The organism is Pseudomonas guineae (genome assembly GCF_900113745.1).
Lineage (GTDB): Bacteria > Pseudomonadota > Gammaproteobacteria > Pseudomonadales > Pseudomonadaceae > Aquipseudomonas > Aquipseudomonas guineae.
In genome coordinates, this window is the sequence record NZ_FOQL01000003.1 from 359,276 (window position 1) to 381,609 (window position 22,334).

The 22,334-nt window shown below is 54.7% G+C and carries 26 protein-coding genes and 3 tRNA genes; 17 read left to right on the top strand and 12 right to left on the bottom strand.

What is annotated here, in order from left to right:
- Position 1: 1 nt before the first annotated feature.
- Positions 2-217 carry a zinc-ribbon domain-containing protein gene (locus BMZ32_RS13140; protein WP_090242675.1) on the bottom strand — a complete coding sequence of 72 codons (216 nt, stop codon included), beginning with the start codon at positions 215-217 and terminating at the stop codon, positions 2-4.
- A gap of 204 nt (positions 218-421) precedes the next feature.
- Between BMZ32_RS13140 and BMZ32_RS13145 the strand changes: the two genes are divergently transcribed.
- The 5 genes from BMZ32_RS13145 (at position 422) to rimO (ending at position 3,155) form a co-directional block, all read left to right on the top strand.
- Positions 422-498: transfer RNA gene (locus tag BMZ32_RS13145), tRNA-Met, on the top strand.
- A gap of 242 nt (positions 499-740) precedes the next feature.
- Positions 741-817, top strand: a tRNA-Met gene (locus BMZ32_RS13150).
- 122 nt (positions 818-939) lie between these two features.
- Positions 940-1,016, top strand: a tRNA-Met gene (locus BMZ32_RS13155).
- A 133-nt stretch (positions 1,017-1,149) separates the two neighbouring features.
- Entirely contained in the window at positions 1,150-1,701 is a 552-nt protein-coding gene (locus BMZ32_RS13160; RefSeq protein WP_090242676.1) for a cytochrome b, read from the top strand.
- A gap of 131 nt (positions 1,702-1,832) precedes the next feature.
- Entirely contained in the window at positions 1,833-3,155 is a 1,323-nt protein-coding gene (rimO, locus tag BMZ32_RS13165) for a 30S ribosomal protein S12 methylthiotransferase RimO (protein ID WP_090242678.1), read from the top strand.
- A 39-nt stretch (positions 3,156-3,194) separates the two neighbouring features.
- Here the strand turns inward: rimO and BMZ32_RS13170 are convergent, their stop codons facing one another.
- A complete protein-coding gene (locus tag BMZ32_RS13170; protein WP_090242680.1) occupies positions 3,195-4,163 on the bottom strand; it encodes an integron integrase in 969 nt (322 codons plus the stop codon).
- A gap of 141 nt (positions 4,164-4,304) precedes the next feature.
- Between BMZ32_RS13170 and BMZ32_RS13175 the strand changes: the two genes are divergently transcribed.
- The 12 genes from BMZ32_RS13175 to BMZ32_RS13230 all read left to right on the top strand — a co-directional run bounded on the left by BMZ32_RS13175 (position 4,305) and on the right by BMZ32_RS13230 (position 13,172).
- Positions 4,305-4,703 (top strand): hypothetical protein, encoded by a 399-nt coding sequence (locus tag BMZ32_RS13175; protein ID WP_090242682.1) that lies wholly within the window; start codon positions 4,305-4,307, stop codon positions 4,701-4,703.
- A gap of 88 nt (positions 4,704-4,791) precedes the next feature.
- Positions 4,792-5,403 (top strand): hypothetical protein, encoded by a 612-nt coding sequence (locus tag BMZ32_RS13180; protein WP_090242684.1) that lies wholly within the window; start codon positions 4,792-4,794, stop codon positions 5,401-5,403.
- Between the two features lie 112 nt (positions 5,404-5,515).
- Positions 5,516-5,860, top strand: a complete 345-nt coding sequence (locus BMZ32_RS13185) for an immunity protein Tsi6 family protein (protein ID WP_090242686.1) — start codon at positions 5,516-5,518, stop codon at positions 5,858-5,860.
- Positions 5,861-5,987: 127 nt separating this feature from the next.
- Positions 5,988-6,767 (top strand): hypothetical protein, encoded by a 780-nt coding sequence (locus BMZ32_RS19355; protein WP_139213958.1) that lies wholly within the window; start codon positions 5,988-5,990, stop codon positions 6,765-6,767.
- A 110-nt stretch (positions 6,768-6,877) separates the two neighbouring features.
- On the top strand, positions 6,878-7,348 hold the full coding sequence (locus BMZ32_RS13195) for an RDD family protein (RefSeq protein WP_090242691.1): 471 nt from the start codon (positions 6,878-6,880) through the stop codon (positions 7,346-7,348).
- Positions 7,349-7,425: 77 nt separating this feature from the next.
- The gene (locus BMZ32_RS13200) at positions 7,426-8,076 is read left to right on the top strand and encodes a hypothetical protein (protein ID WP_090242693.1); all 651 of its coding nucleotides are present in this window, start codon (positions 7,426-7,428) and stop codon (positions 8,074-8,076) included.
- 137 nt (positions 8,077-8,213) lie between these two features.
- Complete coding sequence (locus BMZ32_RS13205; protein ID WP_090242695.1) at positions 8,214-8,657, top strand: hypothetical protein; 444 nt, start codon at positions 8,214-8,216, stop codon at positions 8,655-8,657.
- A 92-nt stretch (positions 8,658-8,749) separates the two neighbouring features.
- Positions 8,750-9,067, top strand: a complete 318-nt coding sequence (locus BMZ32_RS13210; protein ID WP_090242697.1) for an antibiotic biosynthesis monooxygenase family protein — start codon at positions 8,750-8,752, stop codon at positions 9,065-9,067.
- 109 nt (positions 9,068-9,176) lie between these two features.
- Positions 9,177-9,359: a DUF2986 domain-containing protein gene (locus BMZ32_RS13215; protein WP_090242699.1), complete on the top strand. Its 183-nt coding sequence runs from the start codon at positions 9,177-9,179 to the stop codon at positions 9,357-9,359.
- Positions 9,360-9,628: 269 nt separating this feature from the next.
- Entirely contained in the window at positions 9,629-10,300 is a 672-nt protein-coding gene (locus tag BMZ32_RS13220; protein ID WP_090242701.1) for a COG3650 family protein, read from the top strand.
- Positions 10,301-10,402: 102 nt separating this feature from the next.
- On the top strand, positions 10,403-11,404 hold the full coding sequence (gap, locus tag BMZ32_RS13225; protein ID WP_090242703.1) for a type I glyceraldehyde-3-phosphate dehydrogenase: 1,002 nt from the start codon (positions 10,403-10,405) through the stop codon (positions 11,402-11,404).
- Between the two features lie 151 nt (positions 11,405-11,555).
- A complete protein-coding gene (locus tag BMZ32_RS13230) occupies positions 11,556-13,172 on the top strand; it encodes an NAD(P)/FAD-dependent oxidoreductase (protein ID WP_090242705.1) in 1,617 nt (538 codons plus the stop codon).
- A gap of 21 nt (positions 13,173-13,193) precedes the next feature.
- Here BMZ32_RS13230 and BMZ32_RS13235 read toward each other — a convergent pair whose 3' ends face one another.
- The 10 genes from BMZ32_RS13235 to BMZ32_RS13280 form a co-directional block, all read right to left on the bottom strand.
- Positions 13,194-13,589 carry a DUF488 domain-containing protein gene (locus BMZ32_RS13235; RefSeq protein WP_090242707.1) on the bottom strand — a complete coding sequence of 132 codons (396 nt, stop codon included), beginning with the start codon at positions 13,587-13,589 and terminating at the stop codon, positions 13,194-13,196.
- A 25-nt stretch (positions 13,590-13,614) separates the two neighbouring features.
- On the bottom strand, positions 13,615-14,715 hold the full coding sequence (locus tag BMZ32_RS13240; RefSeq protein ID WP_090242709.1) for a PLP-dependent cysteine synthase family protein: 1,101 nt from the start codon (positions 14,713-14,715) through the stop codon (positions 13,615-13,617).
- A gap of 10 nt (positions 14,716-14,725) precedes the next feature.
- The gene (locus BMZ32_RS13245) at positions 14,726-15,631 is read right to left on the bottom strand and encodes a DMT family transporter (protein ID WP_090242711.1); all 906 of its coding nucleotides are present in this window, start codon (positions 15,629-15,631) and stop codon (positions 14,726-14,728) included.
- A gap of 106 nt (positions 15,632-15,737) precedes the next feature.
- On the bottom strand, positions 15,738-16,070 hold the full coding sequence (locus BMZ32_RS13250) for a Na+/H+ antiporter subunit G (protein ID WP_090242713.1): 333 nt from the start codon (positions 16,068-16,070) through the stop codon (positions 15,738-15,740).
- Positions 16,071-16,080: 10 nt separating this feature from the next.
- The gene (locus BMZ32_RS13255) at positions 16,081-16,350 is read right to left on the bottom strand and encodes a K+/H+ antiporter subunit F (protein WP_090242714.1); all 270 of its coding nucleotides are present in this window, start codon (positions 16,348-16,350) and stop codon (positions 16,081-16,083) included.
- A complete protein-coding gene (locus BMZ32_RS13260; RefSeq protein WP_090242715.1) occupies positions 16,335-16,838 on the bottom strand; it encodes a Na+/H+ antiporter subunit E in 504 nt (167 codons plus the stop codon). Before BMZ32_RS13260 ends, BMZ32_RS13255 begins: the two co-directional genes overlap by 16 nt.
- Complete coding sequence (locus BMZ32_RS13265) at positions 16,835-18,340, bottom strand: monovalent cation/H+ antiporter subunit D (RefSeq protein WP_090242717.1); 1,506 nt, start codon at positions 18,338-18,340, stop codon at positions 16,835-16,837. Before BMZ32_RS13265 ends, BMZ32_RS13260 begins: the two co-directional genes overlap by 4 nt.
- The gene (locus BMZ32_RS13270) at positions 18,337-18,666 is read right to left on the bottom strand and encodes a Na+/H+ antiporter subunit C (RefSeq protein ID WP_090242719.1); all 330 of its coding nucleotides are present in this window, start codon (positions 18,664-18,666) and stop codon (positions 18,337-18,339) included. Before BMZ32_RS13270 ends, BMZ32_RS13265 begins: the two co-directional genes overlap by 4 nt.
- Position 18,667: 1 nt before the next feature.
- Positions 18,668-21,460, bottom strand: coding sequence for a monovalent cation/H+ antiporter subunit A (locus tag BMZ32_RS13275; RefSeq protein ID WP_090242721.1), 2,793 nt, complete (start codon positions 21,458-21,460; stop codon positions 18,668-18,670).
- Positions 21,461-21,787: 327 nt separating this feature from the next.
- Positions 21,788-22,249 carry an outer membrane lipoprotein gene (locus BMZ32_RS13280; protein ID WP_090242723.1) on the bottom strand — a complete coding sequence of 154 codons (462 nt, stop codon included), beginning with the start codon at positions 22,247-22,249 and terminating at the stop codon, positions 21,788-21,790.
- Between the last annotated feature and the right edge of the window lie 85 nt (positions 22,250-22,334).

The following is a 22,334-nucleotide window of genomic DNA, read 5'->3' on the forward strand; positions in this document are numbered from 1 at the left end:
TTTATTGCGCGGCTGAACTCACGGGGACGGCCGGCTTGGCTTCACTCTCCGTATCGTCCGGCTTACTGATATAGGACTGGATAATCAGGATCACGATCAGCATAAAAGCGGCCAATGGCAGCAACTTGGTCTTAGCTGCCAGCGCTGCACCGCAACCCGCGCAGGTTTTGGCGTGGGCTGAAACCTGGGCACCGCAGGACTTACATTTACCATTCATAGCACTGCTCCCATTCAATGGGCACGGACTCTAGCCCAACAGCCCGGTCAGAGGCTATGGCGAAAACATTCACGCCCCTCCAGCCAGGCTCTCACTTAGTACGCAGATGCATAAATCTGAGTATTTATGGCTAAAGACCTGAATAAAGGTGCCTTAAACCTACATTTAGGTTGACACGATTCATTTAGGCGCTAGAATTGGCCCCGCGGAATGGAGCAGTCTGGTAGCTCGTCGGGCTCATAACCCGAAGGTCGTCGGTTCAAATCCGGCTTCCGCAACCAAATATTAAAAAGACCACTCAATGAGTGGTTTTTTTTGGCTTCATTTTAATCAAATGCGATTCACAAGGCATTTCGACTGGCCTCAACTCCTAATTAGCCCTCGACTGATTAGGGCTGAATACGCCGGCAACAGCCAGCTCAGGCGCCGCACTCCCGCCGCTTCGTCACCCTCAACGATTTAAGTTATTGATTAAAAACCACTAATCGATTGACAAGGCATCGTATCTATATAGAATAGCCGGCGCGGGATGGAGCAGTCTGGTAGCTCGTCGGGCTCATAACCCGAAGGTCGTCGGTTCAAATCCGGCTCCCGCAACCAGATACTCAAAAAAGGCCACTCAAACGAGTGGCCTTTTTTGTTTCTTGTCTATGGTATGCCTAAGCATTTGATTAAAAACACAATTCTATTGACAGCATACGATTTCCCTATAGAATCAACGGCGCGGAATGGAGCAGTCTGGTAGCTCGTCGGGCTCATAACCCGAAGGTCGTCGGTTCAAATCCGGCTTCCGCAACCAAATACTCAAGAAGGCCACTCAATCGAGCGGCCTTTTTTTTGTGCGCGATTTAAGTGATCAAGCTCAGCAAAGCTTAAGCATTGCCCCCCTAGAATGAAGTGATCATCACTTACCCTTCAGAGCCCACACCATCATGTCCTGGAAAAATACCGAATCGCGCTACGGCAGCCTGTCCATTGCGTTGCATTGGCTGATGCTGGTTCTGATTGCTGGCGTTTATGCCTGCATCGAACTCAGGGGCAACTTCCCTAAGGGCAGCGATATGCGCGAACTGCTCAAGCAATGGCACTTTATGCTCGGCCTTAGCGTGTTCGCCTTGGCCTGGCTGCGCCTGCTGGCACGTACAATCTCACCGACACCAACAATCAACCCTGCCCCACCTGCCTGGCAAGCCATCCCGGCCAAGTTGATGCACGCGGCGCTCTACGCCCTGATGATCGGCGCGCCACTGGCTGGCTGGTTGATACTCAGCGCTGCCGGCAAACCCATCCCATTCTTCGGCCTGGAACTGCCTGCACTGCTCGCCCCCAACAAACCACTGGCCGGCGAGATCAAAGAGTGGCATGAACTGGCCGGCAGCGCCGGCTACTGGCTGATAGGCCTACATGCTGTCGCCGGGTTGTTCCATCACTTTGTTACACGCGACAACACCCTGACGCGCATCCTGCCGACCAAGCATGCCTGAACCAACCACCCCTATAGCAGGCGACGCTCAGTGCTGGTCAATTGGCAGCGTCGCCGCTAGAATTGCGCACTTTTTGATCAGAGGCACACTCAGTGCCCAGCATCCGTCCGTACACGCCTGAGGTTAACGCCATGTCTACCCCCGCCACGCCCAAAGTCGGCTTCGTTTCACTCGGATGCCCCAAAGCACTGGTGGATTCCGAGCGCATCCTGACCCAGTTGCGCATGGAAGGTTATGAAGTGGTGTCGACCTATCAGGACGCTGACGTAGTGGTGGTCAACACCTGCGGCTTTATCGACAGTGCCAAGGCCGAATCTCTGGAAGTGATCGGCGAAGCCATTAAAGAAAACGGTAAGGTGATCGTTACTGGCTGCATGGGCGTGGAAGAAGGCGCAATTCGCGACGTACACCCCAGCGTGCTCTCAGTCACCGGCCCGCAGCAATATGAGCAGGTGCTTAACGCCGTACACGAAGTAGTACCGCCCTCCACCTCGCACAACCCGCTGATCGACCTGGTGCCGCCACAAGGTATCAAGCTCACCCCACGTCACTATGCTTATCTGAAGATTTCCGAAGGCTGTAACCACAGCTGCAGCTTCTGCATCATTCCATCGATGCGCGGCAAGCTGGTCAGCCGCCCGGTGGGTGACGTGCTCAGCGAGGCCGAGCGACTGGTTAAATCCGGCGTAAAAGAGCTGCTGGTGATTTCCCAAGACACCAGCGCCTATGGCGTCGACATGAAGTACAAGACCGACTTCTGGAACGGCCAGCCGGTGAAAACCCGCATGACCGAAATGTGTGAAGCCTTGTCGAGTATGGGCGTATGGGTACGCCTGCATTACGTCTACCCCTACCCGCACGTCGACGAACTGATCCCACTAATGGCCGCTGGCAAGATCCTGCCGTACCTGGACATCCCCTTCCAGCACGCCAGCCCGAAAGTGCTCAAGGCGATGAAGCGCCCAGCTTTCGAAGACAAGACCCTGGCGCGGATCAAGAACTGGCGCGAGATCTGCCCGGAACTGACCATCCGCTCGACCTTTATCGTTGGCTTCCCCGGCGAAACCGAAGAAGACTTCGAATACCTGCTCAACTGGCTGACCGAAGCCCAACTCGACCGCGTAGGCTGCTTCCAGTACTCGCCGGTTGAAGGCGCATCCGCCAACCTGCTCGACAACCACGTACCGGATGACGTTAAACAAGATCGCTGGGACCGTTTTATGGCCCACCAGCAGGCCATTAGCACGGCACGCCTGCAGCTGAAGGTCGGTAAAGAAATGGACGTATTGATCGACGAAGTCGACGACCAAGGCGCCGTCGCCCGCTGCTATGCCGACGCCCCGGAGATCGACGGCAGCGTATTTATCGCCAGCACTGAGGTGAAACCGGGCGATAAAGTCCGCGTGCGCATCGTCGATGCCGATGAATACGACATGTGGGCAGAGCTGATCTAACCCCTACAGTCTAAAAAGCCCCGCACAAGCGGGGCTTTTTTATGCGCGATCCAACGGGCTCATCACACCCAGCCCACCGCGATTGAGTACATGGGTATAAATCATCGTCGTCTTCACGTCCGAATGGCCAAGCAACTCCTGCACAGTACGAATGTCCTGACCACTCTCCAGCAGGTGAGTCGCAAAGGAATGACGCAATGTGTGTGGTGTGGCAGGCTTGATCACTCCTGCGCCACGAACCGCTTCACGCATTGCACGCTGAATGGTTTTCTCATGCACGTGATGACGAAAAATCCCCTTTGAACGCGGATCAACAGAGCGATTTCCTGACGGAAATACAAACTGCCAAGCCCAATCAGCCGCAGCGTTAGGGTATTTGCGCGCCAGTGCAAACGGCAGATTCGCATGCCCAAAGCCCTCAGCCAAATCCTGCTGATGCAACGCCGCAACCTTCTCAAGATGCTCCTGCAAAGGAACAACCAATGCACGCGGCAACATCGTTACCCGATCCTTCTGGCCCTTACCGTCGCGCACGACAACTTCCCCCCGGGCAAACTCAACATCTTTGACTCGCAAGCGCAATGCTTCCAAAAGACGCAAACCAGAACCATAAAGCAGCGTGGCTACCATCCACTTAACCCCGGATAATTGCGCCAAAACACGGGTCACCTCATCACGCGTCAACACCACGGGTAAGTGCTTAGGCTTCTTGGCCCGGACGATACCAGCCAACCAGGGTAAATCGACCTTCAACACCTCCTTATAAAGAAACAGCAGCGCCGCCAAGGCCTGATTTTGCGTCGCCCCCGCTACGTTGCGCTTGACCGCCAAATGTGTAAGAAACGCCTCAATCTCGACCGCACCCATCTCGAGCGGGTGACGATACTGATGAAAGCGGATATAACGCTTTACCCACTCGGCATAGACAGTCTCTGTGCGAATGGAATAATTTCTGACGCGAATCTGCTGCCGCACCTGATCCAGTAGCCTGGGTTTGCCATCATCCATGTCGTGTTACTCCCTGAATGGTGTCGTGTTATTCACGACAGACCTCAGACTAGACAAGGAAGCAGAGGGTAACAAGGCGCGTTATGCGACACCAAAACGCGACATCGAATGTCGCACAATTAATAGTTAGAGGTTGCACGGATGCATGCGTTAAAACTTATAAAATGGGTACTCATTTCTATAGGAGCCACTTTCCTAGTACTTTTATCTTTACTGGCATTTGCTTATTGGTATGCAAGTTCTGGAGTTTTCAGCTCTGAAACTTTTGAAAAAACAAAATGGCACGCCGCAATATCCGACGAACAATCTGCCACTTGCTACCGCGGAGGGATGGCTAACGACATACAAGGCTTGTTATCAAAAAAAATGACTGAAAATGATGTAGCTGTTTTACTTGGAGAGCCAAGCGAGCAGTTTACGAAACAAGAATATCAATACTCACTTGGCATGTGCAGCGGCTTGGGAATTGATTACGACTACTTGCACATCTACTTCGATGAGCAAGGCCATTTTTCTCAAGCAAAAATTACTCGACATTGAGCAAGCAACCTCTAACAAATGGTTCAAATCGTTCGCTTCGCTCACTGGGACGGGCTAAAGCCCGCCCCTTAACCAAACGTTATAAACCATGACCGAAGACTTCATAACAGCCATCATAACTGCCTCCTTTATAGCTGGTACCGCCTGGGTATACAGCTGGGTGAGAAATTTATTCCTTGAGAAATCCCTAAAGGGAGCCATTAATCAAGGAGGCGTTGGCATTGGCTTCGACCACCAAACCAATAAATGCTCTTTCACTCTGCAAATTCAAAACAACTCAAATGCAACCATTCGAGTGCGAGCCATTATCTTCATGGCAGATATTTTTCATGTAGAGCTGCACCCGTCGCACGACAAACCATTGTTTCAGACACCACTCACGAACGAGGTGGTTCAATCAGTTTTCAAACGAAAGCACCTTTCAAAGGGCTCACTAGAGCCAGACGATAATCCTCACGCAATGTTACTCCCACCCAAGACAGGTGGCTGGTGGGACGTGACACCTGACACTATTGGGTCAAGAGAATGGATTATTGAAGATATATATATGGTATTCGAGTACGCCACTGTTTTTGGAAATAGCGCATTAGTCCGAATAAAGGCTCCTGAATCAACACTAAAAATGGTTAAAGAGAATTTTGAGCGACTATCTGTTTCTGCACACAGGAAGATACCATTTGATTTTTTTTCATGGCATTAAGCCTGCGCCGCATGGCTTATAACTAATGGTTCAAATCGTTCGCTTCGCTCACTGGGACGGGCTAAAGCCCGCCCCTTAACCAAACGTTAGCCGTACACCTTGGTAATCTGCAATGCACAATGCAACTAAGTTTCAAAGCAAGGAAGATCAATTACTGTGCATTGACAATGCAATTGATGCCGCACGTATTCGCACTGACAAATCAATAAGCACAAAACTTTCAGGCATGTATTCTTCTTTGCTCAACCAGCTTCAATATGTAAAACACTGCATAGAAGATGCTGGCATCGACAGATCAAGGCTCCATGACATCTCAGTCGGGCATATAGCAATCAGGGAATTCGAAGAAAGCGATCCGGAATTCGCAGCAACCTTAAATCGTGCTTACTTTATTTGCTATTACAAATCCCAAGGGCTAAAAGTTCCTTGCATTGACGAGAGCGGCAACATTATTTGACTCGTCAAATATATTAATTCAAGCACGGCTAACAAATGGTTCAAACCGTTCGCTGCGCTCACTGGGACGGGCTAAAGCCCGCCCCTTAACCAAACGTTAGAAGCCCAAGAAAGGTAGTGCGGAATTCATGAACAAATACGACAAAGCCATTCTTGACTGCAAAGTTGGAATTAAAGCATTTCAAAATATAAATGCTTCTTCAATTGGCTTTTCTAAAATGCTGGATCTCGCAAACACAGAAGACCCAATACTATTACCTTCTGTCTTCCACTGGGCAGTAATTCGTTATGCAAAACCATTCTTAAATTCAAAATTCGAAGACGGGAAAATATGTTACCCGACAAAAGAATTGAAGAAGGCAAGTGGTTTTTCATCTGAAATTCATGAGCATATACTCACTGTTCGTAGCGCTTTAGTTGCGCATGATGACTTCACAGAAATATCGCCTCGTATTTTGACCGCAGGCATGCACATAGCAGATGAAGATTTTCTGATTCCAACATCAATAACAATATCTAACAAATGCATTTCATTTCCAATAAATCCTGATACCGTGCAAAAAATGCAATTACATGCTCAAGCTTGCTGCATTGGAGTTCACTCCAAACTTATCAAAGACATTGAAGCCCTTCGGGAATTGACTCTTAAGCATCCTGAGCTTGCAATGAAAGACCCCAAATATAAAAGCAACTACGGCGAAGCAAAAATTGAAGCAGGTGGTTCTAAAATGCAGCCTCCAAACTTTACAGTCGACCCATGGCTTAACACACCAGTACCTGACTATTCTGAGCTGCATAATGGCTACATGTATGAAGAAGCCAAAATAAATAAAGAATTTCATGGCCCTGAAACAATAATTACACCCGAAGGCAAAGAGTATATCTTCTCACCAACCACATCGGAGTAAGGGCTTCTAACAACTGGTTCAAATCGTTCGCTGCGCTCACTGGGACGGGCTAAAGCCCGCCCCTTAACCAAACGTTAGGCATTATTACAAACCAAAAGGAAACGCTAAAAATGCAAGATCAAGGACTGGAATACGCAGGTTTTTGGGCAAGAACTGGTGCCGCAATAATCGACACAATTCTAATTATGCTAATAACATTTCCCCTGCTTATATCAATTTATGGCTGGGCTTACTTTGACGGAGAAAAAACAGACTTAATCGCTGGACCAGCTGACTTCCTAATATCATGGGTTTTACCGACCATTGCCGTAATTATTTTCTGGATATTTAAACAGGCCACACCCGGCAAGATGGCTATATCCGCAAAAATAGTCGACGCCACAACGGGGCAACCAGCAAGCACTGCACAATTGGTGGGCCGCTATTTCGCGTATTTCGTATCAATGATTCCACTATTTCTAGGTATTTTCTGGGTGGCCTTTGATAAACGCAAACAAGGGTGGCATGACAAACTTGCAGGAACTGTAGTTATTAAAAAAGTAAATACAGGGCCAGAGCCAGTACGGTTCAATAACGCCTAACAAGGCGCTCAAATCGTTCGCTTCGCTCACTGGGACTGGCTAAAGCCAGCCCCTTAGCTTAATCGTTAGGTAACACCATGAATCCCGAGTTCATTGAGTTTCTTCAGAAAAACGCATCTGCAATATTTGCATTGCTTGGCGTAATATCAGGCTCTTTATTGACCGGGGTGTTTAGCTATATATCAAAAGCCAGAGAAACAAAACTTCGAATTACCGAGAAGGTGGTCGACAGAAAGCTACAGGCTCATGACAACCTAATAGACTTTCTCGGCCAAATCAGAACAATGCTATTACTGGGTGGTTGGGATGGGGAAAAAGAGCTAAAAAGAACCCCTCTACCCATGAATGGCCAGCAAGAACTCAGTGATTTTCTTGTTAATTTTTCTAGCATGAGGAACTCTTCCGAGCGTTGGTTTTCATTTGGCCTAAAGCGTGAAATAAGCCTTTTCCTCGACTACGTAGTTAGCCTTAACGAATTAGTGCGAACAGCATCTGACGAAAAACTACAGGAAATCGGAGCACTAATTAGATACGACTTTATTGAATTCGCAGTAAAAATAGAAGACTCCGCGCATGACTTTATCAATAAAGACCTATTAAAACTTGATCACAAAACAGATAGAAAATGGCATAAATACAAGCCTGAAGAAACAATTAAAAAGCTTGGCGACACACGGCTTTTTAAATTTCGCGAGACAATCGAAATTATGCTTATTAGTGATAAATAGGCCACCAAATTATTTCAGTAACACACCCAGGTTAACGTTACCTAACAACTGGTTCAAATCGTTCGCTTCGCTCACTGGGACGGGCTAAAGCCCGCCCCTTAACCAAACGTTAAGCATCATCAAACAGGGAGCACTAAGTGGAACTGACAACTCAGGACCTTAAGTCAGTAATTCTCGCTTTATTAACCATGGCGCTAGTTTATGGGTTTAAACGTTTCTGGCAGTACCGAACCAAGAAAGCGATAGCAGGTAAGATCGAGGGGCTTAAGGTAGAGCAGGAATGGTTAGAGCGTGTCGGCAACTCTTTTGAAGAGGCGGTGCTTTTCAGTTTTAGATTGTTATTTATAGTTCTGTTTTTGATTGGTGTTGCTTCTATTTTTGGGCCGCTTCTAGAGTTCGTCAGCGGAGCCGCCAGTCCCTTCACGCTATTTAAGTTTGCGTCTTGGGCTCTAGTTATCGTTGCCTCTTTTGTATCCGTATCTAAGCTCAGCCAGATAAGGCGGTACCCTGAAGAAACGGAAAGGTTAAAACAAAAGATAAAAGCACTAGAGGTGTGCCTTTCAAAGTTTGAGGATCAATAATGCCTAACAAGCGGCAGCACGGTGAACGCTTCTCCGCCGCTTCGCGGCTACAAACCGGCACGTGTGCCGGACGTTAGGTTTCTAAGAAAAATATGCCAACAATCGCTACTACACCCAACCCGCCTTATTATGCGGTCATCTTTACCTCTCAACGTACGGATGGTGATAACGGCTATGGCGACATGGCCACTAAAATGCTTGACCTCGCAGCCCAGCAGCCTGGTTACTTAGGTGTAGAGTCAGCCAAAGAAGACCTTGGGATTACTGTTTCATATTGGTCCGATCTTGAATCAATAAAGAACTGGAAAGCTAATATCGAACACACTCGGGCTCAACAGCTTGGTCATGAGAAATGGTACTCAGCATTTAAAGTAAGAATATCCAAGGTTGAGCGTGATTATGGCATCTAGCTAACCAATTGATTTACTCACTTCGCTCTCTGTGATCGGTTAATATTGCCGCCTTTGCTTAATCGCGATACCCCAGCACCACTCTAGAATTCACACGCCGAGCACTGCCATGAACCGCCAAAAAAAGATCAAGCAACTTTTAAAGGCTCACGCCAAAAAGGCCAGTGCCAAGCTGGCACCGCCGAGCAAGAATAAATACATCAGTAAAGCGGATCGTTTGAAGAGCGACGCTGAATCCACGCCTGAATCATCCATAGCGCCTGAACACGAGCCTATTAAGCTTAATAATTAAATTGATTAAGCATGACGACTATCACGTCATCGGTTGACGAGCATTAACCACAGTGGGATGTGTTCATTTTAAAGGCGACAGCCAGCCATGAAGCTCTGCCTGGCATGGTCAAGAACGCTAAAGCGCCGAGCACTTCACGCCTTGCGCTCAGCCAATAGCCTAGGCCTGCTCTAGTAGGCATGCGCACTTGGTGTACGTCGCATGCTGCGCTGCCCTTGTGGTCAGGCAGGTGCCTCGGTAACGTGAGCGCACTTTCTAGGAGTGCCACGATGCGTTTCAGCCGCCCTTTTTGCTTTGCCTTGTTGCCATTGCTCGCCAGTTGCCAGGTGTTTACCGACAAACCCACTGCGCCAGTGATTGAGCAAACGCGCATGCAGGGCGAGCTCAGCCTCAATGCAGGCCAATTGCTGTTTCGCCCCTGCCAGGAACAGCGTCAATTTCTCCTCAAGGACGATAGCGCAGACGGGCTCAGCAGCGATGCCAACAGCTTGTTCAGCGATGGTCACAACAGCCTCTATGTAGACATGCGTGGTCAACTCCAAGCCAACGCCCAAGCCGGTATCGACGGCCAGTTTGTGCCCAGCCAGGTGTACCGCGTACAGGCTGAAGGCCAGGGCTGCAAAGACATTAATTTTGCCCGTACCCTACTGCGTGCCAGTGGCCACGCGCCGGACTGGAGCATTGCCGTAAGCAATCAGGGCTTGATCCTCAATCGGGTGGGTAAAGAACCGCAGGCGTTGCCGTACCTGGAAGAGCAACTGCCGGAAGGTCGCCTCAATCTGAGCAGCGAAGCCAATGGCCAGCGCCTGGAACTCTGGGTTGCCAAGCAGCGCTGCGTCGACAGCATGAATGGCGCGGTGCAGCACATGAGTGCCGAGTTACGCCTCGATGGTGAAGTCTTGCGCGGCTGCGCTTATCTCGGCGGCGCGCGCAACGACTAGACACATCGGCAAACACACAATGCGCAGAGTGCTGAGATAGATCAGCCCGCTGTTAGGCGATTGGCCTAAGCTGGGAGGGAAGTCAGCCAAAGGGATATCGTTATGCTGCGCATTGCTATCAATGGATATGGACGTATTGGTCGTTGCTTGGTACGCGCGTTGTTCGAGCGCAACCTACAAGATCGGATTCACCTCACCGCGATCAATGACTTGGGTGAGCAAAGCACCCTCGCCCACCTGACGCGCTTCGACTCGACCTTCGGGCGCTTCCCCGGACAAATCAGCCTGGAAGGTGATCTGTTGCAGGTCAATGGTCACCCTATCAAGCTGCTGTGTGAGCGCGAAGTGGCGAATTTGCCTTGGCGTGAGCACCAAGTTGACCTGGTGCTCGAATGCACAGGCAAGCTGAAGAAGCGCGTCCAGGTCGAGCAGCACATCAGTGCCGGTAGTCCACGGGTGCTGCTCTCCCACCCGCTCGACAGTGCCGATCTAACCGTGGTGTACGGCGTTAATCATGAGCAGCTTGGCGATCAGCAGATCGTTTCCAACGCGTCCTGCACCACCAATTGCCTCGCCCCGCTGGCCAAGGTGCTGCACGAGGCTGTGGGCATTCGCCAGGGCCTGGTTAACACCATTCACTCCTATACCAACGACCAAAACCTACTGGATAAAACTCACAGCGACTTGTACCGGGCCCGCGCCGCTGCTGTGTCAATGATCCCCACCAGCACCGGTGCGGCCAAGACCATCGGCCTGGTACTGCCGGAATTAGCCGGGCGCCTGGATGGCCTGTCGGTGCGCGTACCGACGCCCAATGTGTCGCTGGTTGACCTGACCTTTACCTGCGAGCGCCCGACCAGCCGTGAGGCGATCAACGCTGCGCTGCAAGCCGGTGCCGCGCAACTGCCTCCTGGGGTGATGGAGTGCAACGAGCTGGCGTTGGTGTCCAGTGACTTCAACGGTTATCCGGTGTCTTGCGTGGTCGACCTCAATCACACGCGCGTGCAAGGTGATCTGGTTAAGGTATTGGCCTGGTATGACAACGAGTGGGCGTTTGCCAACCGCATGCTGGATGTGATGCTGGCTTGGGTGAAGCCGGCGTAAGAACAGCCTTTGGCCTCCTAAAAACGCTGCGCGAGCGCGCAGCCAGACCTGCAGCCGCCACACCTAAGCGAGCGGCGCTTATTCATAGGTATAATCGCCGCCTCTTAAAAGCTGCCGGGTTGCCTCCGGCCCTGATAGTGGACCGCCCATCATGTTACGCATCACCGAACTCAAGCTGCCGCTCGACCATCCTGAAGAAGCTCTGCGCCCAGCCATCATCCAGCGCTTAGGGATTACCGACAGCGAGCTGCTCGATTTCAGCCTGTTCAAGCGCAGCTACGATGCGCGAAAAAAATCCAGCGAAATACACTTCATCTACACCATCGACTGCAACCTGCGCGATGAAGCAGCGCTGCTGAGCCAGTTTGCCGACGACCGGCACATCAGCGTGACACCGGACACCGCCTACAAAGCTGTCGGCCAGGCTGCAGAAGACCTTGCCGAACGCCCACTGGTAGTCGGTTTTGGCCCCTGCGGTATTTTTGCCGCGCTGATTCTCGCTCAAGCAGGGCTCAAGCCGATTGTGCTGGAGCGCGGCACCGAAGTGCGCCAGCGCACCAAGGACACCTGGGGCCTGTGGCGCAAGAATGTACTCAAGCCGGAGTCCAACGTGCAGTTTGGCGAAGGCGGCGCGGGCACCTTCTCCGACGGCAAGCTCTACAGCCAGATCAAAGACCCCAAGCATTACGGTCGCAAGGTGCTGCAGGAGTTCGTTAAGGCCGGCGCACCGGATGAGATCCTCTACGTCAGCAAACCGCATATCGGCACCTTCCGCCTGACTGGCGTGGTCGCGACCATGCGCGAGGAAATCAAGGCACTGGGCGGTGAAGTACGTTTTCAGCAGCGCGTCAGCGATGTGCTGATCGAGGACGGCCAGCTCAGCGGCGTGGTACTCGACAGTGGCGAGCAGATTCTCAGCCGCCAAGTGATCATCGCACTGGGTCACAGCGCGCGTGACACCTTCCGCATGCTGCATAAGCGCGAGGTGTTTATGGAGGCCAAGCCGTTCTCGGTGGGTTTCCGCATCGAGCACCCGCAGGGGCTGATCGACCGTGCCCGCCTGGGCAAATACGCCGGCCACCCCAAGTTGGGCGCGGCGGATTACAAGCTGGTGCACCACGCCAAAAATGGCCGCTCGGTTTATAGCTTCTGCATGTGCCCGGGCGGCACGGTGGTGGCGGCGACCTCGGAACCGAACCGCGTCGTGACCAACGGCATGAGCCAGTACTCACGTAACGAGCGCAATGCCAACGCCGGTATTGTCGTCGGCATTACCCCGGAGCAGGATTACCCAGGCAGCCCGCTGGCCGGGATTGAGCTGCAAGAGCGCTTGGAATCTCAGGCCTACCTGCTCGGCGGCAGCACCTACGAAGCGCCGGGGCAGTTGGTCGGCGACTTTATCGCCGGCAAAGCGTCCACCGAACTGGGCAGTGTCGAGCCGTCCTACAAGCCGGGGATCAAACTCGGCGACTTGGCCTTGGCGCTGCCGGACTTTGCCATCGAGGCCATCCGCGAAGCGTTGCCGGCCTTCGGCAAGCAGATCAAAGGCTTCGATCTGCATGATGCGGTACTCACCGGGATCGAAACCCGAACCTCCTCGCCGCTGCGCATCACCCGTGGCGCGGACATGCAGAGCCTTAACGTGCGCGGGCTGTACCCGGCCGGTGAGGGCGCGGGTTACGCCGGCGGTATTCTTTCGGCAGGCGTGGATGGGATTCGCGTGGCCGAAGCGCTGATCAAGGACATGCTCGGCATTGCCGAGGCCTGAAACGCGCCACAGTTAGCAGGCTTAATCGTGATTGGTATAGCAGGTGGGTGAGCTGGGCTGATCGCGACGGTCCAACTCATCTTCCAGGAACTCAGCCAGCACCCGCGCATTACTGAGTTGTGGGTCTCGCGCGGCAAACAGCAGGGTCAGCGTGCCCTGCTTGGCCATGCCGAGCAGCCCTTGCCAATGTTCGGGATGTGCGACCAATTGCTCGCGGTATTTTTCGCTGAACGCGGCGAAGGCGCTGGCTTGATGCTGGTACTCACGACGCAACTCGGTGGAGGGCGCGACATCCGGCAACCACGCATCCAACTGCAACGCCTGCTTGCTTAGCCCGCGTGGCCATAAGCGATCAACCAGTACGCGCAGCCCATCACTGCTCTCAGCAGGCTCATAAACTCGCTTGTACTGAAGCATCACCTCGCCCTCTTACTCACCGCACTTAGCTGTCGATCCCCAGGCTGGGAACCTCGAAGCCCAGAACTGCGCCCTGCTCTGCGCAAGCGGTAATACGTTCGACTAACGGGCCCAGATCAAAACCTTGTGCGGCTAACCAGGCGGGGTCGTAATAAGTACCGACATAGCGCTCGCCACCATCGCAGAGAATCGCCACTACCGAGCCCGACTCGCCGGTCGCGACCATGCGCTGTGCCACCAGCAGTGCGCCAATCAGGTTGGTCCCGCTGGAGCCGCCCACCTTTCGCCCCAAACGCTGCGCCAGGTAATGCATCGCCGCCAAGGACAGTGCATCCGGCACCTTACACATGGCGTCGATTACCGCAGGCAGAAAGGATGCTTCGACCCGCGGCCGGCCGATGCCCTCGATGCGCGAGCCGTGGTCCAGGCAGAGGCTGGCATCGCCGCTGCGGTAGTAATCAAAGAACACCGACCGCTCGGCGTCGGCGCACAACACGCGGGTGTTGTGACGGCGATAACGCACATAGCGCCCCAACGTCGCCAGGGTGCCGCCGGTGCCAGGGCTGGAAACCAGCCAACTCGGCTCGGGGAAGTGCTCACTGCGCAGCTGCTGGAAGATCGACTCGGCGATATTGTTATTGGCGCGCCAATCGGTGGCGCGCTCGGCGTAGGTGAACTGATCCATAAAGTGCCCACCGGTCTCACGGGCCAAGCGTTCGGACTCGGCATAAATCAGCGTTGGATCGCTGACCAAATGGCTTTGCCCACCGTAGAAGGCGATCTGCGCGATCTTCTCTTTCGAGGTGCTGGCCGGCATTACTGCGATAAACGGCAGCCCTAATAAACGGGCGAAATAGGCTTCGGAAATGGCCGTAGAGCCGCTGGAGGCCTCAATGACCGGCGCACCCGGCTTTAGCCAGCCGTTACACAGCGCGTAGAGAAACAGCGAGCGCGCCAGGCGGTGTTTGAGGCTGCCGGTGGGATGGCTGGATTCATCCTTAAAATACAGCTCAACGCCCGGTAAGCCAGGCAACGCCAAAGGAATCAGATGGGTGTCGGCGCTGCGCTGAAAATCCGCCTCAATAATCCGGATAGCTTCGCGCGCCCAGGTTCGCCTATCACTCATGCCTTGCTCCTTAATCCAGTACACCAACCGGTAGCACTTGCGTGCCGCGCCATTGACTGAGCAGCACGCCGGCGAACACCAAGGCCGCAGCCAGCATCTGCACGGCATTCAGGCTTTCGCCCAACAGCAGTATGGCGAACAACAGAGTGAAGACCGGGATCAGGTTGGTGAAACCCGAGGCCTGACTCGCCGGCAAACGGCTGACGCCGAAGTTGTACAAGCCATAAGCGCCCACCGTGACCACGATGCCTAAATACGCCACGGCGCCCAGCCCCATAGGGCTGACAGAGCTCGGCAACGGCGCACTCAGCAAGGCCATGGGCAGAAAAAAGAGGGTGCCGACAAAGGCCACCATCGCTGTCAGCAGAAAAGGCGAATAACGCCCCGATAGATGCTTTAGCAACAGGGTGTAACCGGTGGCGCAGAGCATGGCGAGGAGTTCGTAGAAGTTACCGAGCAAAGGGTTACTGGCATGCTCATCGGCGCTGCCAGACAGGCTCAGCCAGATGGCACCGACCAGGGCGAGGAGAAACCCGGCCAGGGTAATGCGGCTGATCCGCTCGTGCAGAAAGATAAACGCGCCGACCGCCACCAGCAGCGGCAGCAAGGCTGTGACCATACCGGCCTGGGCGGCACTGGTGTGCTGCAGCGCGAGGGCTTCGAAGAGGAAATACAGACAGGGTTCGCAGGCGGCCAGGCCCAGCAGGTATTTCCAGTCGCCGGCGCGGTAATGCATCTGCCCGCGCCAGCGCCAGGCCAGCAAAAACACCAGGCTGCCGAGGGCCATACGGCCGAAAATCACCCACAACGGCGGCAACTCGGCAAAGGCCAGTTTCAGCGCAATAAACGAACTGCCCCACAACGCCATGGCAATCACCAGGCAGATCACCGCCACGCTTCTTCCCTGCTCGCGCATACACCACCTCCGACCAAAGGCGGCATTGTAGAGAGGACGATGTGCCGCCGACAGATACAGTCAGCACGGCGAACTGTGTGGGCGGGCTACTACACGCTCGGAAGGCTTATTGCTCCCAGGGCTTGCCGCGGGTTTCCTTGTTGATATGGAGCTTTTGCTGCATGGCCGCTTTGGCCAACATATGGGCGCTGACCGGCGCGGTGATAAACAAAAACAAGGCGATCAGCAGTTCATGCAGGCTGATGCCCTTACCGCTAAAGCTGAAATAGATCATCGAGGCAATCACCATGCCGCCCACGCCCAAGGTGCTGGCCTTGGTTGGGCCGTGCAGGCGCATAAAGAAGTCCGGCAGCCGATACAGACCAATCGCGCCGACCAGGGCGAACAGGCTGCCGAGCAGGAGAAACAGCGCGACCAACGCTTCGATCCAGAACGCCATCAGATGCTCCTCATTCGATGATATCGCCGCGCAGCAGATACTTGGCCACGGCCACCGTACCAATAAAGCCCATCACCGCAATCAGCAGGGCCGCTTCAAAATACAGATCCGACCCCAGCCACACGCCAAACAGCACGAGTATGGCAATCGCGTTGATATACAGGGTATCCAGCGCCAGGATGCGGTCGGGCAGATCGGGGCCTTTGATCAGGCGCGCCATGGTTAGCACCAGGGCCATGCCGATAATCACCAGGCACAGCGGAATCACGTAGTCGAGCATGTGAATACCTCCAGCAAGGGAGCTTCGTAGCGCTGCTTGATCTCCGCCACAAGGGCCTCGGCGTCGGGCACATCGAGACCATGCACCAGCAGGGTCTTGTGATCATCACTGAGATCGGCGGAAACCGTGCCTGGCGTCAGAGAAATGATGCTGGTAAGCATGGTCAAAGCAAGTTCATCCTCCAGCAGCAGCGGTATTTCCACGAACGCAGGCCGCAGTTTGGCGGTTGGGCCGAGGATCAACTTGGCCACCTGCAGGTTGGCCATGACGATATCGCCAAGAATGCGCAGCAGAAACAGGCAAAGCTTGAACGGCTTATCGACTTTCGGCGGGTTGATCCAGAACACCTGGGTCAGCAACGGAATAGCCCAACCGAGCAGCGCACCGAGCAAAAAGTGACCCAGGCTCAGGTCATTCATCAGTAGCAGCCATACCAGCAGCAGGCACAAGCTCAGCAGCGGATGGGGTATCCAGCGACGTGCTTTCATGGCAGGGCTCCCGATTCGATGATCTGCCGGTACAGCGCCAAGTCATGCAACTGACTGGCCGTGGCCTCGACATAGCTCAGTAGCGGCGCCGCACAGAACACCAGCAGCAGACTGAGTGACAACAAGCCCAGGCAGGCAAACAGCCGGCCATAATCCAGCTCAGCGCTGTCCAGCTGGCTCACGCCTACCCGCCAGAACAAGGTACTACCGGCCCGGCTCAGTGCAATAACGGTGAGCAGACTGCCAACCAACACCACAGGCCAGAGCAGCAAAGCCTCTAGGCCTGGATCCAGTGAGCGCAGCAACAGCAGCTTGCCGAAAAACCCGGACAGCGGCGGCAAGCCAGCGACTGCAATCGCACCGAAAAAGAATAAGCTACCGAGTATGTGAGGGTTCTGCAGCGCCGGCCCCTGAATCAGCAGCGAATGTTTAACCCCACGCTGACGGGCAATCAGGTCGGCCAACAAGAACAGCCCGCCGGCAACCCAGGTGCTGTGGACCAGGTAAAACAGAGCGGCCGCCAATGCTTGCTCAGTGCCGATGGCCACACCAGCGAGCAAGGTACCGACCGACACCACCACCAGGTACGCCAGCAAACCATGCAAGCTGCCTGCCGCCAGAGCGCCAATCACGCCCAGGGTCAGGGTCAATAGGGCGATCGGCCACAGCCAGTCGTTGGCCATATTGGCCAATGTGCCGGCATCATCACCAAAGATCAGCGTGTACACGCGGATGATCGAATACAGCCCGACCTTGGTCATGACCGCAAACAGCGCAGCTACCGGAGCAGTGGCCGAGGCATAGGCCTTGGGCAACCAGAAATATAACGGCAGAAACGCCGCCTTGAGGCCGAATACCACCAGCAAGAGCAAGCCGGCCGCGCCGAGCAGCGCAGCATCATCAGGCCCAGCGGCCGCAACACGAATGGCCATATCGGCCATGTTCAGGGTGCCGGTGATGCCGTACAACACGCCGACTGCGAGCAGGAAGAACGCTGAACCGACTAGGTTCAGCACCACGTAATGCAAGCCTGCACGCACCCGGTCAGCCCCGCCGCCGTGCAGCAATAGCGAGTAGGAGGCGATCAGCAGGATTTCAAAGAACACGAACAGGTTAAACAAATCACCCGTCAGAAAGGCGCCGTTAATGCCCATCAGCTGGAACTGGAACAGTGCATGAAAGCTCTGCCCACGCTCATCATCGCCGCGCACGGCATAGAGCAAGGCAAAGCTGCCGAGTACTGCAGTCACCAGCAGCAACAAGGCACTGAGGCGATCCAGCAGCAGGATGATGCCGAACGGTGCTGCCCAGTTGCCGGCGGCGTATACCTGCAACACCCCTTGGTCAGCTAGCCACAGCAAATAACCGCTTAATGGCAGTAACAGTAAGGTCGCCAGCAACGATACGCAGCGCTTAAACCGCTGGCTCAGACCTGCTCCCAGCAGCAACAGGCTGCCCGCAAACATGGGGATCAGGATGGGCAGGATCAAGCTGTGATTCATTGGGCAGGCTCCTGGCCGTCAACATGGTCGGTCTGGGTTTCGCCGACACTGCGCAAGGCCAGCACCACGACGAAAGCGGTCATGGCAAAACCGATGACGATGGCGGTCAGCACCAACGCTTGCGGCAACGGGTCAGCGTATACAGCGCCCTCCCCGATCACCGTGACCACCCCGGTTTGCAAACGGCCCATGGCGAATAGGAACAGGTTGACCGCATAGGAAATCAGCGTCAGCCCTAACACCACCGGGAACGTACGGGCGCGTAGCAGCAGGTACACACCGCTGGCAGTCAAGATGCCCAGCGTTGCAGCAAATATGGCTTCCATCTCAAAGTACCTCTTGTGCAGCTTTTTCCTGGGTGAGCTTGCCCAGGTTGGCGAGAATCAACAGGGTCGCGCCGACAACTGTCAGGTACACCCCGAGGTCGAAGAGCATGGCAGTCGCCAGCTCGATTTCACCGATCAGCGGAATCTGGAAATGGCCGAAAGCTGAGGTCAGGAACGGTCGATCAAACAACCAACTACCCAAACCAGTAAGACCGGCGATCAACACACCAAGGCCAGCCATGCCTTGATAATTCAACGGCATGCGCGACTGCGTCCACTGCACGCCACTGGCGACGTATTGCAGGATCAACGCCACGGCTGTGACTAACCCGGCGATAAAGCCGCCACCCGGCAAGTTGTGGCCGCGCAGGAAGATGAACACCGAGACCAGCAGCGCCATGGGCAGCAGCACCCGCGACAACGTAGCGAGGATCAGCGGATGCCGGTCACGCGCCCAGTTGCGCCCTTGCGCATCAGCCTTGGGCTGAAACAAACGCAACCCGTCGAGCGTGGCGAAGATACCGACTGCAGCAATCGCTAGAACAGTCACCTCACCCAGGGTGTCGAAACCGCGGAAGTCAACCAAGATCACATTAACCACGTTGGTCCCACCGCCGCCCGGCACGCTGTTCTCTAGGAAGAACGCAGAAATGCTGTCATACGGCCGTGTAAGCACGGCAAACACCAGTATCGACACCATCAAGCCGCAGCTAACCGCAAGGGTAAAATCACGCAGACCACGCAGGCTGCTCGATTCCATTTGGGTATGCGCCGGCAGAAAGAACAGCGCCAACATCAACAGCACAATGGTCACTACCTCAACCGACAGCTGGGTCAGGGCTAAATCCGGGGCCGAGTAACGGGCAAAAGCCAGCGCCACCATCAGCCCGACCACGCTGAGCATCAGCAATGAGACCAAGCGCTGGCGATGGAAGATAACCGTAACCAGCGCCGCCAGCGCCATGATGCCGAGGCCCAAGGCAGTGATGCCGTCGATCTCGCTCATGGCTAGCGGCCCGCTGATCTGCGGTAACGAACTCAAGCCTTGGGTCACCACCAGCAATGCCGCCACCAGCAACAGCGCCAGATAACGCTGCAGCGAAGCGTTCTCCAGCCAGTGGGTCACGGCCGTACAGACCTTAAGCAGAATCAACATACCGCTCTCGAACAGTAACTTTGCATCCACACTCGGCAGGCCGGCATACCAGCGAAACAACGGCTGGCGGAATACGTAGACCAAAATCCCGCCAAACAGAGCAATAAAGCTCATCAGCAACGCCAGGTTCAGGCCATGCCAGATCGCCAGGCTGTATACCGGAAGGTCACCGCCCAGGGTTGCCGTCGCCGCAGCGGCTAGCAGCGGCGCCACGGTGTAGGCCGGAACAATGCCGACCAAAAGGCAGAGAAACACCAGAATTTCCACCGGCACTTTCATATAGCGCGGCGGCTCGTGCGGCGGGTAATGCGGTAGGTTGATCGGCTCACCGTTGAAGAACACGTCGTGGATAAAGCGCAGTGAATAGGCCACCGAGAACACCCCAGCCAAGGTGGCAGCCGCCGGGATCACCCAGTTAAAGCTGCCCAATAAGTGCTGATTGAGGGTCTCGCTGAAGAACATTTCCTTGCTCAAGAAGCCATTTAGCAGCGGTACACCGGCCATCGCCGACGCCGCGACCATGGCTAACACGGCCGTGTGCGGCATGTACTTCCACATGCCGTTAATTCGCCGCATATCGCGGCTACCGGTTTCGTGATCAATGATCCCCGCCGCCATAAACAACGAAGCCTTAAAGGTCGCGTGATTAATGATGTGAAACACGGCAGCCACGGCGGCTAGGCGGGTATCCAGGCCGAACAGCAAGGTAATCAGACCCAGGTGACTGATGGTCGAATAAGCCAACAGGCCCTTGAGGTCATGCTGAAACAATGCCATCCCGGCACCGACCAACAGCGTCACCAAGCCAGTGATGCTGACCAGATAGAACCACCACTCCGAACCCGCCAACGCTGGGTATAGGCGCGCCAGCAAAAACACCCCGGCTTTAACCATGGTTGCCGAGTGCAGATAGGCGGAAACCGGGGTTGGTGCGGCCATCGCATGGGGCAGCCAGAAATGGAACGGAAACTGCGCCGACTTGGTGAATACGCCCAGCAACACCAAAATCAGCGCCAGCGGATACAGTTCATGCGCACGAATCGCGTAACCGGCTGCCAGTACCTGGGACAACTCGAAACTGCCAGCGATATGACCGATGAGCAGGATCCCGGCAAACAGCGCGAGGCCGCCACCACCGGTCACGGCCAGGGCCATGCGCGCACCCTTACGTGCATCCGAGCGCTCGCCCCAGAAGCCAATCAGCAGGAACGACGACAGGCTGGTCAGCTCCCAGAACATCAGCATTAACAGCAGGTTTTCTGAGAGCACCACGCCGAGCATGGCGCCCATAAATAGCAGGAGGAAGGCGAAGAAACGCCCCATCGGCTCCTTTTTCGCTAGGTAGTAGCGCGCGTAGAGAATCACCAACAGGCCGATACCGAGAATCAGCAGGGCAAACAGAAAACCCAAGCCATCGAGGCGCAGGCTGAGATTCAGGCCCAGGCTCGGCAGCCACTCCAACTTGACCTTGAGCAGCTCACCAGAGAACACCGCAGATTGCTGCGAGAGCAACAGCACCAGTGCCGTCAGCGGTGCCAACGAGGCCGCTGCGGCGCAGGCTGAACGGCCCAAACGTTCGGCCAGTAGAGGCAGAAACATGCCGAGAAATGGCAAGGCGATGATCAGCGCAAGCGTCATAAATAAACCTCTTAATACGAACCAGGCACGCACACGTACCCGGCCGACTCTCTAACTTACTCACTGGCGGTAAACCACAGGCTTTTACCCGAGTCACAGCCCACACATATGTAATACGCCGCGCAGCGACGAAAGCCGATCAACAGAAAAACGTGGGCGATTATCCATAACTATCGGCCAGCCGTCATGGATAGAATCATTACAAAACGCTCCACTTACCGCGAACTTGCCTGAGATAACCGACAAACACCGGGAAACGTCTTGCCTATCTAGAAAAAAGGCAATAAAAAGCCGGATCAGTCAATACTGATCCGGCTTCTGCAACACTCACTGGGTAACGCGGCTGGTGCCATTGACCGTCATGATGCGAACGCGCTCGCCGACCCGAAAGATTTGATTCTCTTCCACGGCCTGCACATAAGCGCGCATGCTGCCGTCATCTTCACGCACGGTGATTTCCACACCCTGAGTGCGAGTCAGGCCTTCTTCGGTCACGGCGCCCAGTAGGCCACCGGCCACTGCACCGATCACTGCCGCCACTACACTGCCGCGGCCGCCGCCAACGCTACTGCCTGCAACACCACCAATTACCGCACCGGCACCTGCGCCGATTGGGGTTTTCGTGCCTTCGATTTTCACCGGTCGCAGCGATTCAATAGTACCCATGCGCACGGTCTGCACGGTGCGTGCTTCATCACGCGAGTAAGTGTCACCGGTCAGGCTGGAGGCGCAACCGCCCAACAGGGCTAGTGCGGCAAACGATGCAGCCAACAAAAGGGGTTTACGCATGATTATTTCTCCAGTTAGGCAGGCCATCATTAGAACGCCTGCACCGCTAAGCTGTCACCCGCCAATATACGGCAAAAAATTATCC